14 protein-coding genes are annotated in these 13,080 nt (G+C 47.3%); 9 read left to right on the top strand and 5 right to left on the bottom strand.

Going from position 1 to position 13,080, the window contains the following annotated elements; translation table 11 throughout:
* Window positions 1–68: 68 nt before the first annotated feature.
* The 7 genes from AB0763_RS09345 (at window position 69) to rnd (ending at window position 7,586) form a co-directional block, all read left to right on the top strand.
* Window positions 69–2,000: an ATP-dependent DNA helicase gene (locus tag AB0763_RS09345; protein WP_306100477.1), complete on the top strand. Its 1,932-nt coding sequence runs from the start codon at window positions 69–71 to the stop codon at window positions 1,998–2,000.
* A gap of 8 nt (window positions 2,001–2,008) precedes the next feature.
* The gene (tsaB, locus tag AB0763_RS09340) at window positions 2,009–2,707 is read left to right on the top strand and encodes a tRNA (adenosine(37)-N6)-threonylcarbamoyltransferase complex dimerization subunit type 1 TsaB (protein WP_306100476.1); all 699 of its coding nucleotides are present in this window, start codon (window positions 2,009–2,011) and stop codon (window positions 2,705–2,707) included.
* A 43-nt stretch (window positions 2,708–2,750) separates the two neighbouring features.
* Window positions 2,751–3,047, top strand: a complete 297-nt coding sequence (locus AB0763_RS09335) for a chromosome partitioning protein ParA (protein WP_306100475.1) — start codon at window positions 2,751–2,753, stop codon at window positions 3,045–3,047.
* Window positions 3,048–3,091: 44 nt separating this feature from the next.
* A complete protein-coding gene (locus tag AB0763_RS09330) occupies window positions 3,092–3,646 on the top strand; it encodes a Slp family lipoprotein (RefSeq protein WP_306100474.1) in 555 nt (184 codons plus the stop codon).
* A 10-nt stretch (window positions 3,647–3,656) separates the two neighbouring features.
* Complete coding sequence (locus AB0763_RS09325) at window positions 3,657–4,514, top strand: alpha/beta fold hydrolase (protein ID WP_306100473.1); 858 nt, start codon at window positions 3,657–3,659, stop codon at window positions 4,512–4,514.
* A 102-nt stretch (window positions 4,515–4,616) separates the two neighbouring features.
* Window positions 4,617–6,305 carry a long-chain-fatty-acid--CoA ligase FadD gene (fadD, locus tag AB0763_RS09320; protein WP_306100472.1) on the top strand — a complete coding sequence of 563 codons (1,689 nt, stop codon included), beginning with the start codon at window positions 4,617–4,619 and terminating at the stop codon, window positions 6,303–6,305.
* A gap of 156 nt (window positions 6,306–6,461) precedes the next feature.
* Window positions 6,462–7,586, top strand: coding sequence for a ribonuclease D (gene rnd / locus AB0763_RS09315; RefSeq protein ID WP_306100471.1), 1,125 nt, complete (start codon window positions 6,462–6,464; stop codon window positions 7,584–7,586).
* Between the two features lie 68 nt (window positions 7,587–7,654).
* Here the strand turns inward: rnd and minE are convergent, their stop codons facing one another.
* The 3 genes from minE to minC are packed head-to-tail and all read right to left on the bottom strand — an operon-like array spanning window position 7,655 to window position 9,426.
* Window positions 7,655–7,924 (bottom strand): cell division topological specificity factor MinE, encoded by a 270-nt coding sequence (gene minE, locus AB0763_RS09310; RefSeq protein ID WP_306100470.1) that lies wholly within the window; start codon window positions 7,922–7,924, stop codon window positions 7,655–7,657.
* A 3-nt stretch (window positions 7,925–7,927) separates the two neighbouring features.
* Complete coding sequence (gene minD, locus AB0763_RS09305; RefSeq protein ID WP_306100469.1) at window positions 7,928–8,740, bottom strand: septum site-determining protein MinD; 813 nt, start codon at window positions 8,738–8,740, stop codon at window positions 7,928–7,930.
* Between the two features lie 20 nt (window positions 8,741–8,760).
* Window positions 8,761–9,426 (bottom strand): septum site-determining protein MinC, encoded by a 666-nt coding sequence (gene minC, locus AB0763_RS09300; protein WP_306100468.1) that lies wholly within the window; start codon window positions 9,424–9,426, stop codon window positions 8,761–8,763.
* 183 nt (window positions 9,427–9,609) lie between these two features.
* Here minC and AB0763_RS09295 point away from each other — a divergent pair, with 183 nt between their 5' ends.
* Both AB0763_RS09295 and AB0763_RS09290 read left to right on the top strand, forming a co-directional pair.
* Window positions 9,610–9,888, top strand: a complete 279-nt coding sequence (locus tag AB0763_RS09295; RefSeq protein ID WP_306100467.1) for a YcgL domain-containing protein — start codon at window positions 9,610–9,612, stop codon at window positions 9,886–9,888.
* Window positions 9,889–9,911: 23 nt separating this feature from the next.
* Window positions 9,912–10,901 (top strand): lytic transglycosylase domain-containing protein, encoded by a 990-nt coding sequence (locus tag AB0763_RS09290; RefSeq protein WP_306100466.1) that lies wholly within the window; start codon window positions 9,912–9,914, stop codon window positions 10,899–10,901.
* A gap of 109 nt (window positions 10,902–11,010) precedes the next feature.
* On the opposite strand, the gene nagA is transcribed toward AB0763_RS09290, so the two are convergent.
* Complete coding sequence (gene nagA / locus AB0763_RS09285) at window positions 11,011–12,171, bottom strand: N-acetylglucosamine-6-phosphate deacetylase (protein ID WP_306100465.1); 1,161 nt, start codon at window positions 12,169–12,171, stop codon at window positions 11,011–11,013.
* A gap of 3 nt (window positions 12,172–12,174) precedes the next feature.
* Window positions 12,175–12,990 (bottom strand): glucosamine-6-phosphate deaminase, encoded by an 816-nt coding sequence (gene nagB, locus AB0763_RS09280; protein WP_306100464.1) that lies wholly within the window; start codon window positions 12,988–12,990, stop codon window positions 12,175–12,177.
* Window positions 12,991–13,080 lie beyond the last annotated feature (90 nt).

The raw sequence follows: 13,080 nt of genomic DNA, 5'->3' as shown, positions 1-13,080 counted from the left end.
GCGTTACCTGTTTTTGCTAACTTGAGCTACATTCACCATTGAGGTGATTGATATTTAGAGGCCAATCGATGATTTCAACGACCTTTTCTTCCCAAGGCGCTTTGGGCAAAGCCATTCCGGGTTTCCAGGCCCGACAAGCGCAGATCGATATGGCAGAAGCGGTGCAACGAGTGCTCACCGAAGAAGGGCAACTGGTGGTCGAAGCCGGGACCGGTACAGGTAAAACCTTTGCTTATTTGGTGCCGGCCTTGCTCAATGAAAAGAAAACCATCATTAGTACGGGGTCTAAAAACTTACAAGAGCAATTGTTTCATCGCGATTTGCCTTTGATGATCGACGCTTTGGGCTATCAAGGCAAAGTGGCGTTACTTAAAGGGCGCTCAAATTACTTGTGCTATGAGCGCTTGGAAAGACAAATGGCTGAGTGTCATCACCCAGGGGCTGATGCCTCTTGGTTATCGCAATTGGTCAAAGTTCGCAGCTGGTCTTCGTATTCTAAAACCGGTGATTTGGGCGATTGTGATGAGCTTGCCGAAGACAGCCCCGTTTTGCCGATGATCACCTCAACCAACGACAATTGTTTGGGCAAAGAATGTCCCCATTATCAAGAGTGCTTCGTGTTAAAAGCGCGCCAAAAAGCAATGGAGGCGGACGTGGTTGTGGTCAATCACCACCTGTTTCTTGCTGATTTGGCGATCAAGGAAACCGGATTTGGCGAGCTGATCCCCGAAGCGGAAGTGTTTATTTTTGACGAAGCCCATCAACTGCCCGATATTGCCAGTGAGTATTTTGGTCAATCGTTGTCGAGTCGACAAATTCAAGAATTGGCCAAAGACATCGAAATTGGCTACAGGATGGAAGCGAAAGACATGCGTCAATTGACTAAGGTAGCGGATCAATTACAGCAATGTGCTATGGACGTTCGCTTGCAATTGGGCGATTCTGGGTTTCGCGGCAATTGGCGAGAGGCATTTTCGTCACCGAGCATTCAAAGAGAGATCAGTCGTTTACATGATGCGCTGGATTTTGCGCTTGAAGTGCTTAAAATGGCATTAGGTCGTAGCCAATTGCTTGACGCGGCCTTTGAACGCGCCCACTTGGTCAAGGCAAGATTAGAGCGTGTTTGCGATGTCAATATTACCGGCTACTCCTATTGGTTTGATACGACCCCACGCCATTTTACCTTGCACATCACTCCGCTCTCAGTCGCGGATAAATTCCATCAACACCTTGAACAGCAAGGGGGGGCTTGGGTGTTTACCTCTGCCACCTTGGCGGTTTCTGAGAGCTTTGGCCACTTCACCGGGCGCTTGGGGTTGACCCCGAAAGAGCAGTTTTCGCTGCCCAGTCCCTTTGATTATGGCAAACAAGCGCGCTTGTGTGTGCCGCGCTATTTACCCGAGCCTAATAGCCCAGGTCTTGCAAGTCACCTAGTCAGGATGTTATCGCCGGTGATAAAAGCCAACCAAGGTCGCTGTTTCTTTTTGTGTACGTCACACCAAATGATGCGCGAGTTAGGCGAGGGATTTCGGCAAAGCCTAGATTTGCCAGTATTGCTACAAGGGGAAATGAGCAAACAAAAAACTTTGGCACAATTTATGGATTTGGGCAATGCACTGCTTGTTGCGACGGGCGCCTTTTGGGAAGGTATCGATGTTAGAGGTCAGGCCCTGAGCTGTGTTATCATTGATAAGCTACCCTTTACCGCGCCCGATGACCCTTTGCTTAAAGCGCGGATTGAAGATTGCCGCTTAAGTGGCGGAGAGCCTTTTACTCAAGTGCAAATCCCAGAGGCGGTGATCACGTTAAAACAGGGCGTAGGGCGGCTGATTCGCGATCAACATGATCATGGTGCCTTAATCATCTGTGATAATCGATTGGTTACTCGAGATTATGGCGGCACCTTTTTGTCCAGTCTACCTCCAATCCCAAGAACGCGAGATTTAGACAAAACCCTAGCTTTTTTAACACAAAACTCGAACATTACTGAATTAGAATAGAGAATAACATGAGTGTAAAAATCCTCGCCATCGATACGGCTACTGAGAACTGTTCTGTGGCGTTATTGGTCGGTGATACTATCTACAGTCGCAGTGAGGTTGCGCCGCGTGACCACACCAAAAAAGTGCTGCCGATGGTTGAAGAGATCCTGGCTGAAGCCAACCTTGAGCTCAATCAACTCGATGCCTTAGCCTATGGCCAAGGCCCGGGGAGTTTCACCGGTGTGCGAATCGGTATTGGTATTGCCCAGGGCCTAGCGTTTGGTGCTGATTTGCCTATGATTGGGGTATCGACATTAAAAGCTATGGCACAAGCGTGCTATCGATTGCACGGCGCGACGCAAGTGGCAACGGCTATTGATGCGCGGATGAGTGAAGTCTATTGGGCTCAATATCAACGCACCGGTGATGGCGATTGGCAAGTGTGCGGCGTTGAAACGGTGATTGCGCCTGAGGCCTTGGCCGATTATGTGTCGGTCGATGGGGCGACTTGGTATACCGCGGGTACCGGCTGGCAAGCTTACCCAACACTTGAACAATTGCCGCTGGAGAGGTTCGAAAGCGGTGTGCCGTTACCAGAAGCTCAAGATATGGTGGTGCTTGCTGCGCGCGATTGGCAACAAGGCCGTACCACAGAGGCAGAGCATGCCAGCCCCGTTTATTTACGCGATACCGTGGCGTGGAAAAAACTGCCTGGCAGAGAATAACACTGGTGATGCTCGCTTAATGTATTCAACTATGAGGTGATATATGACATCGATTAACGGTTTGCCTTCTTCGTCTATCCATGGGACACAAAAGTCCTCTCAACTTCGGCGTAAGAAAAAAACAACCTCATCGGTCTCCGACGTCTCCTCATCTGCGATAGTCAAAAAAAATGCCATCGATGTGAAAAACATGGCAAAGGCTGAAGACTCTGCTCAAGCGATCCATTATGACCTACCGGAAGGGCGCAGTCGCAAAGCGTTGCAAGAGTATATGGGAGTCCTTCATCAAGCCAAACGCGAGGAATTAGCTCAGATGCTTGGTGTCGATCTTTATATCTAACCTTGGAAAAGGAATGATTGAAACCCTGAAAGTGGAGAGTAACAATGACGAAACGAGCAAACCTATTCTTGTTGGCAGCGTTATTACTTTCAGGGTGCGCAACGATTCCACCGGAACTCGCCATCAACCAAGAGTCGACCTCAGTAATCACGCGTTTGTCCGAGTGGCAGCAAGATACGCCGCTCAATACACCCCTTCGTCTTGGCGGGGTGATTGCCAGCGTTGACAACCTGACGGACAGTACGCGATTGACAATTGTTTACTTGCCAACCAAAGCTTCGGCAAAGCCAGATATACGTTATGAACCCCGAGGGCGTTTTATCGTTTACAGTTCGACCTTTCTCGACCCAGTGGCCTATGCACCGGGCCGTTTAGTCACTGTACTTGGCAGGGCGAAAAAAACCACAGAGCAAAGTAAGCAAGGCCAGTATCCTCTAGAGTTGCCCGTTATGCAGGCTCAAGCCGTGCATTTATGGCGAGTTGAACGCTATCTTGATGAGCCGGTCTTAGGCAGCCGTATTTTTGACTGTCCTCATCCTCGTTGTTTCGGTGCACGCCCTTGGCCTATGCGCCATAAAGTGATCGAAATCGTCAAATAAAGGACTTGTTTTGTTCCACTCAAGAACTGTTTTTACCGAGAGTGCTCAGATTGCGCTATTGGAGTGCGGCGATGGTAATCGTGCTCCTTTTACCATGGTGTTCCTTCATGGCTGGTTAGACAATGCTGCCAGTTTTTTTCCTCTTGTTACTGAGTTGAAAGATCATCTGCCATTGGGGCATTACGTGTTACTCGATCTTCCTGGCCATGGTCTGTCAAGTGACAAACCAACCGGTCATTATTACAGCTTTCACGACTATATTGACGATATTCACCAGTGTTTGGCGCAAATAACCAGCAATAAGCTTGTTATGGTGGGTCATTCACTTGGTGGTATGATCGCAACTTGTTATAGTGCAGCCTTTCCTGAGCACCTGCTGGCCTTGATTCAAATTGAATCGTTTGGGCCGCTTCCAGAAGCGGAAAATAAAGCCGTAACCAGGTTGCGCCAAGGGGTGATTGGCCGTGCTCGCCGCCGCGCAAAAAAGGCTCAGCCCGTCATCAATAAACAGCAGGCCATATCGCTGCGTGCCAGCAGCACGGGATTGAGTTGTGAGCTCATCGCCCCAATCGTTGAGCGAGATTTACAACCTAGCTCTCACGGTTGGCAATGGCGGCATGACCCGCGTTTAAAATGTGATAGCCTGTATCGAATGAATGAACATCAAGCTTCGGCATTTTTGTCGTCGGTGAGTTGTGCGCATTTGGTGATTTTAGGAGAGAGTGGTTTCTCTTCACTGAAGCAACGGCGACAAAACTGGCCGCAAATAGACACAGTGCACATCGGTGGTGGGCACCATTGTCATTTGAACTCAACGCAAGCATGTGCCAACAAAATAATAACGATAGTCAATAAAATTAACCCCTGAGTTTTGCAAGGTGAAACTGGCATAATACGCCGATTTTAATGGTGTGACTTATGCAAACAAAGCCAACGTTTCCCTTGCTTGACTTTACATAAGGAGCACAACGTGGAAAAGCCATGGTTAACTCGTTACCCGGACGATGTCCCTGAATTGATTAACCCTGATCAATATGAATCCTTAGTCGATATGTTCGAACAATCCGTTCGCAACTATTCAGACCAAGCGGCTTTCGTCAACATGGGGACAGTGATGACGTTTCGCAAACTCGAAGAGCGAAGCCGCGCATTTGCTGCCTATTTACAAAACGAGTTAAAGCTCAAAAAGGGTGCCCGTGTTGCTTTGATGATGCCCAATTTATTGCAATACCCAGTCGCGCTTTTTGGTGTGCTGCGAGCGGGATTAATTGCGGTCAATGTCAATCCGTTGTACACACCAAGAGAGCTTGAGCATCAACTGAATGATGCCGATGCGACCACTATTGTCATTGTGTCTAACTTTGCTAATACGCTGGAAAAGGTCGTGCACAATACGCCAGTCAAACATGTCGTTATTACCAGTTTGGGACAAATGCTGCCTCGCGCGAAAGGCACACTGGTCGATTTTGTCGTCAAATACGTGAAAGGCATGGTGCCGAAATATGAACTGCCCGGGGCCATTTCGATGAGAAAAGCGGTCAAAAAAGGCCGTCGGTTACAATATGTAAAACCGTATATTTCCAGTGAAGATATTGCGTTTTTACAATACACCGGAGGGACGACAGGCGTGGCCAAGGGGGCTGTCCTCACTCATCGCAACATGATTGCCAACGTGTTACAAGCTAAAGGAGCGTATGGCCCTGTGCTAACGCCATGCCGAGAGCTCGTGGTCACGGCGCTGCCGCTTTATCACGTTTTTGCATTGACGGTGAACTGTTTATTGTTTATCGAAATGGGCGCACAAAACTTATTGATCACCAATCCTCGCGATATCGACGGTTTTGTCAAAGAGTTGGCCAAATACCCATTCAGCGCCATCACTGGCGTTAATACACTGTTTAATGCACTAGTTAATAACGAAGACTTTCGCGAGCTCGATTTTCAGCACTTACACCTGTCTGTCGGCGGAGGGATGGCTGTCCAACGTTCAGTCGCCGAGCGCTGGAAAAAGATCACGGGTATTCACTTACTCGAGGGCTATGGCCTGACTGAATGTGCGCCATTAGTCGCCGGTAATCCCTATGATTTATCGGATTACTCTGGCGCGATTGGTTTGCCTGTACCGTCGACGGAAATTCGCATTGTCAATGACCAAGGTGAACCCCAACCACTTGATGCGGTGGGGGAATTACAGGTGCGAGGACCGCAAGTCATGCAGGGCTATTGGCAGCGCCCAGAAGCGACGAAAGAAGTTCTTAACTCGGAAGGGTGGCTATCAACGGGAGACATTGTTCAATTTGGAGAAGACGGACTGCTGCACATCGTCGATCGCAAAAAAGACATGATTTTGGTCTCTGGGTTTAACGTCTACCCGAATGAAATTGAAGATGTGGTGGCGTTGAGTCCAAAAGTGCTTGAAGTCGCAGCCATTGGTGAGCCCCACAGTAGCTCTGGAGAAGTGGTGAAAATTTACGTCGTCAAAAGTGATGACACACTAAGCAAAGAAGAAATTATCGAGCACTGCCGTCAATATCTGACGGGCTATAAAATCCCTAAGCGGGTGGAGTTTCGCGATGAGCTTCCCAAGAGTAATGTGGGCAAGATTCTTCGCCGAGTCTTACGTGAAGAAAACGACGCTAAGCTCAAGCAAGACAGCTAAATCAGAAAATTGTTATTGAGCGTGATAGAATACCGGCAAATGCCGGTATTTTTTGTGATGCGCTTGAGGTCTGTTCTACGTTGTGATGAGCAGCAAACCTTAACACTAGCCTGGCAAAATCACCGGTTGTTAGCCTAATTCAAAAGCGAGATTTTTGTGGATTATCAATTAATAACAGACAACAAAGCCTTAGAGAAACTCTGCCAAAGTGTTCGTAATAGCACTTGGCTGATGTTGGATACGGAATTCGTCCGCATTCGAACCTTTTACCCAAAGCTTGGGCTAATCCAATTATTCGACGGCGAGCAACTGGCGTTAATTGACCCGCTAACCATCGATGACATGACGCCGTTTGTCAAACTGTTAAACGATAAGACAATCACCAAAGTCTTACATGCGTGTGGTGAAGACATTGAAGTCTTTCAGCACGCTTTTGGTTGCATTCCTTATCCAATGGTGGATACCCAGATTATGGCTGCGTTCTTAGGTCATGGTTTATCGACCGGCTTTGCTTCTTTAGTTCAACAATATTTAGGGGTTGAACTCGATAAGAGTGAAGCGCGAACCGATTGGTGTGCTCGGCCTTTAACTCAAAAACAAATGCAATATGCGGCGGCGGATGTCTTTTACCTATTGCCTTTATTTGAGCAATTAAAGCCGCAATTAGAGCAAGCAAACTGGTGGCAAGATGCATTGCAAGAGAGTCAGCACCAAGCTCAAAAGCGGCTCTCAAACACCGATATCGCACTCTTGTATCGTGAGATAAAAGGGGCGTGGAAGTTGACATCGCTGCAATTGGCGCGTTTGCAACCATTAGCTGAGTGGCGTTATCGAGAAGCGGTTAAACGGGACTTAGCACTTAATTTTATCTTTAAAGAGATCGATCTTTTAGAAGTTGCACGGCTGGGATTAACGCAAAAACACGCGATGTTAGAAGCGGGGATGGATGAGCGCAGCGTTATGCGTCATGGCAAAGCGATTGCTAAATTGGTGTCTGATGCCAATGAATTACCGACGGATAGCCACCCAGAGAAAGTGATTCGATTGGTTGATGAAAATCAGTACAAGCAAACGTTTAAGACTTTAAAAGATGTTGTTCAGAAGGTCGCAAAAGAAACCGGATTAGCAACGGAGTTTTTGGCGTCGAAAAAGCAAATCCATCAACTGATCAAATGGGTTTGGCACCACAATAAAGCGCCACACTGTTTACCGGATGTCATGCAAGGGTGGCGTCAGCCTTTACTCGGCGAAGAAATGCTGGTTAAGTTGGTGGAAAATTAACAGGCAATGTGAATGAAAAGGCTCACAGCATTACGCCACGAGCCTTTTAAGCACTCAGTCTTTACAATTTAGGACGACTTTTCGTCTTCTGGCAGTTTGACATTGAGCTCTAGTACTGAGATGTCGTCGTCTTTTTGTTCAAAAGTCAAATCGACCATGGACGGGTCGACATCGACGTATTTTGCAATGACCTTTAAAATATCTTCTTTGAGTTGAGGAAGATAAGACGGAGCAGGTTCATCACTACTACGACGTTCCGCCACGATGATTTGCAGCCTTTCTTTGGCAAGATTGGCGGTTGTTTTCTTGGCTGGGCGGAAAAATTCTAATAGCGACATAACTTAGCCTCCAAACAGTCGTTTAAAGATTCCTTTCTTTTCTTCCGTCAGGAAGCGAAATTCGGTTTGATTGCCGAGTAGGCGATCGACAGTGTCAGAATACGCCAAACCCGCGTCGGTTTCACTATCAAAAATAACAGGAACCCCTTTGTTTGATGCGTTGAGTACCGCTTGGCTTTCTGGGATCACACCAAGAAGAGAAATGTGTAAGATCTCTTCAACATCCGTAACACTTAACATTTCACCTTGTGAAACCCGTGCTGGATTATAACGGGTGAGCAGTAAGTGTTGTTTGACAGGCTCAAGGCCTTGCTCTGAACGGCGAGATTTAGAATCTAAGATGCCGAGAATTCGGTCTGAATCACGCACAGATGAAACTTCTGGGTTTGTTGTGACGATGGCTTCATCGGCAAAGTACAATGCCATTAACGCGCCTTGCTCAATACCTGCTGGGGAGTCGCAAATGACAAAGTCAAACCCCATCTCATCGAGTTCGTTCAATACTTTTTCTACGCCCTGGTGGGTGAGCGCATCTTTATCACGAGTTTGAGAGGCAGGTAAAATAAATAAATTATCCGTGCGCTTATCTTTGATAAGAGCTTGGTTAAGCGTGGCTTCACCATTGATAACATTAACGAAATCATAGACAACACGGCGTTCGCAGCCCATGATTAAGTCTAGGTTTCGCAAGCCGATATCAAAATCGATGACGGCCGTTTTCTTGCCTTTTAGTGCTAGGCCAGAAGCAATTGCTGCACTCGACGTGGTTTTTCCAACGCCGCCTTTACCAGAGGTCACAACGATTATGCGTGCCATGTCTTTTTCCTTATTAAAAATTATACCGAAAGTGTTTCTATACACAGCGAGTCTTGTTGCAAGCTGACCAAGACTTTTTGCTGCCAACATTCTCGTTCTATTTGTTCGCTAAGCCAGTAACTACCTGCGATAGAGACCAGTTCAGCTTGTAAGTCGTTACAAATAATATGCGCTTGTTTTTGGCCATTGGCCCCTGCGATTGCTCGTCCCCGCAAGGTTCCGTGAATGTGAATCGAACCATCGGCGATGACTTCGGCTCCGGCACTGACATGATTGAGAATAACCAGATCACCATTGGGGGCGTAAATCTGTTGACCAGAACGTATCGGCGTTCGGATCACTTTTGTCGGTGTCAATTCAGGCGGGGGCGCTTGGTGGCTCTTACCTGAGGAAAGGATCGCTAAACCGGCATCGCTCGCTTGGTGTTGCTGCTGTTTGTCCTTCGTCCCTGTAATGCCAACAGGCACTAACCCTTGGTTTTTTATTCCTTGCTTAAGTGCTGAAAAATCAATTTCTTGCTGATCTACATTTGCAATATTGATCACCAAAGGGGCGCTAGCGAAAAAACCAGGGGCTTTTTCTACCTTTTGTTTGATAAATTCGACGGTGTTATCAACATTATTATCAGCAAGGTGTAAAACTGATAGTGTGAAGCTACTGCCTTTCAGATCCGGATTGAGTGACATCGCGATCCTGTGCCTATATTAAAGAGCGTTACCTTATAATCATGAACTCATGTTATATTCCAACTCAAATGTCAGCAAGTTAACTTGTTGCCAATTGCGTATTAAACTGGCAATTTTTTTATTTTTTTGATGCCTCCCTCGTTAATTGTGAGGCTCAACAAGTTTGATAAAATAAGGTAAGACATGTTTTGTTCTATTTACAAAAGCGCTAAAAAACCGGGTGCGTACCTTTATGTGCCCAAAAAGGATGATTTTTCACAAATTCCTGACGCATTAATGACGATGTTTGGCAAACCAACTTTGGTTATGGTGGTCAATCTCTCTGGGCGTACTTTGGCGCAAGTGAATGTGGATAAGGTCAAGGCCTCTATACAAGATGAGGGGTACTTTTTACAACTGCCGCCGCCGCCAGAAAATTTGCTAGAACAACACAAAGCGAGAAAAAAACAACAGTCAGAATAGCCGTAGGCCAGCAGGAGGGCTTAATGCGAAAAACCATCTCGACCGCACTAGGCGTATTAGCGATAGTGTTTCAATCCGGAGCGTATGCACAATCCGACAAAGTGACCTTTGACCAGTATGTGGTGGAATTAAAAAAACAAGCGATTGAACAAGGGATATCGCCCAATCTCGTCGAACGTGCGTTTGCTGATGTCACTTATCATCCCAGGGCTGTTAAAGCGGATCGCAACCAGCCAGAGAAACGTTTGACCTTGGATGAGTATATTCCTCGAGCGGTACCAGACTGGAAAGTCAAGCAAGCGCAGCAGCTCTATGTGCAATATCAGCAACCGCTTGAGAGGATCAGCAAGGAATACGGTGTGCCTGCTCGTTTTATCGTTGCACTGTGGGGCGTAGAGAGTAATTTTGGTCGTTACACTGGCGGCTATCAAGTGGTTGATGCTCTCACGACCATGGCATACGAAGGGCGACGTGAAGCCTTTTTTAAAAAAGAGTTGATGTCTGCGCTTAACATTTTGCAGCAAGGGCATATCGAGCTCAAAGACTTTAAAGGCTCTTGGGCTGGTGCGATGGGCCAACCTCAATTTATGCCAAGTTCATTTCTTTCCTTTGCCGCGGATGGCAATGGCGATGGCAAGAAAGACATTTGGCAAACCCCTGAAGACGTCTTTGCTTCTGCGGCCAATTATCTCAAACAGGCGGGGTGGGATGACACGTATACCTGGGGGCGGCAAGTGCATATTGCGAAAGATTTCGACCTTAGCTTACAAGGGCGTGAATTGGGCAAAGAAAAAACCTTGCAGCAATGGCAAGCACTGGGTGTACGTCGTTTTGATGGACGCGATCTACCCAGGCCATCAACACCGCTACAAGCCTGGTTGATCGCGCCTGACGATGCAGATGGACGAGTGTATTTGATTTATAATAACTACAATGTATTGATGAAGTGGAACCGCTCTTACTACTTTGCCTTGGCGGTCAGTCATCTGGCCGACCGCATCGTGATGCCTTAATACTGCACCTGTTATAGAATGGGCAAACTGCTTATACATAGGGTCTGCCCAACGTTAAGACCGCGTCACTATGGCGAAGAGGGACTCGTTTAGTGCTTTGCTTTTCGATTTACGGCTCCGTTGAACCGAGAGACTGTCTACCATTGACCCACGTGGCTGTTATCTTCACATTGTGATCAAATTGAACGAGGTTAGCAACCCAGCCCGGTTTGATTAGGCCTAATTTATCTTCAATGTTAAGGGCTTTAGCTGGGTAGAGAGTGGCCATTCTAACGGCTTCGTCTAGAGGCAAAGCCAAGTGGTGACAAAGCTGTCTTATTCCCTGATCCATCGTCAAAGATGAGCCGCCGAGCGTGCCGTTTTCATCGACGCACAATCCGTCTTTTATGAATACTGTCGCGCCACAGAAATCAAACTCCGTCATCGATTCAGGCGCTGATGCGGCGGCAGTGGCATCGGTGACTAAGACGAGCCTTTCACCAAGGATTTTTTTGGCCAAACGAACATTGGCCCAGTGAACATGGTAGCCGTCGGCTATGATACCTGCATAGACGTCTTGGCTATCGTATATCGCCCCGACCACACCAGGCTCTCGTCCATTGGCCGTTGGGGTCATGGCATTGTATAGGTGAGTGGCAAAATTGATTCCCGACGCAAAGCCTTGCATCGCTTGATCGTAACTGGCTGCACTGTGTCCAATACTGACGATAATACCGGCTTGAGCGAGAGCTTGAATGTGCTCTTGGCGATTGACTTCGGGCGCAAGGGTGACTTTTTTCAGCCAAGGCGTTTGTTTGCTCAACCAGTTGATCATCGCGGTGGATGGTTGACGAAGTTGCTCTTTAGGGTGGATACCCTTGCGAATGGGGTTGGTATATGGGCCTTCTAGATGCATCCCCAAAACCTGGTTTTGATGCGCTTGCATGTCTTCACTGCACGCCTTGATCGCCGCCTTAATCGTCTCGTCACTGTCACTGATCAGAGTAGGTAAAAAGCTGGTGGTGCCAGTCAGTAAATTGGTCTGTTGCATGTGACGCAAGGTGTTTTTCGTTGGCTGGTGATTAAACATAACGCCACCGCAGCCATTGAGTTGTAAATCGATAAACCCGGGAGCGAGGTACTGACCCTTGAGATCAATTTTGCTAACGTCTTTATCGAGCGGCGTCGATGCGTTGACGATATCAACAATAAGCCCATCGTTGATAAGCACCATTTTGTCGGTTAGGGTTTGTTCACCGGTCAAAATGACCCCATTACACAAAGCAATCATGATTTACTCCTCGAGGTGATTGAATTTTGCGATTTCAGCGCGTTCGATGTGTTGAAAGTGTTTGAGCGTTTTCACTTTGAGCTCTTGGCACGCGTCAATATCGCTGACAATGATACTATCACGGTGGAGTTGTAGGTAGGAAATTGGCGATAAATGATTGATACTGCCTTCAATGGCATCACTAATGGCGTTTGCTTTGTGGCTTCCGGTCGCCAATATCACGACCGTTTTCGCTGCCATAATTGTCTCTATCCCCACAGAGAGAGCATGAGTAGGGACTCGCGCAATGTGATCGGCAAAAAAGCGTGCATTGTCCATGCGTGTTCTTTCACTCAATCGGCACAGACGTGTCCGTGAGTGCAAGGAGGTACCCGGTTCATTAAATGCGATGTGTCCGTCACTACCGATACCGCCAAGAAACAAATCGACTCCTCCAAGTTCTTGAATCTTTGCTTCAAAGTCGACGCACTCGCTCGTCGGGTCAAGGCTACCACCGTCGAGCCTATGAGTGTTTTGAGGGTTGATATCGATATGATCAAAAAAGTGGTGCTGCATAAAATACCAGTAACTGTCTGGTGACGTTTTGGCGAGCCCGGCGTATTCGTCCATATTAAAAGTGACCACATGTTCAAAACTGATGCGATGCGCTTGATAGGCTTGAATGAGACGTTGATACGTCGCTAACGGAGTGCTGCCGGTTGGAAGGCCTAATACAAAGGGGCGTTGAGCGGTTGGGGCAACTGTGTTGATAGCGTCAATTATGTACTCAGCGCTCCAAGCTGCCACTTGGTGGGCGCCTTCAAAAGCAATGAATCTCATCAGACTTCCTCCCTGGTGTTCTTAATCATTGGTGACATAAACGATATAAAAATAAAATTATGTTTTTCACGGTGTTAAGCTTGTTAGTGC

This window comes from Vibrio sp. HB236076, from assembly GCF_040957575.1.
Classification (GTDB): domain Bacteria; phylum Pseudomonadota; class Gammaproteobacteria; order Enterobacterales; family Vibrionaceae; genus Vibrio.
This window is presented reverse-complemented; position numbering and strand designations above follow the sequence as displayed.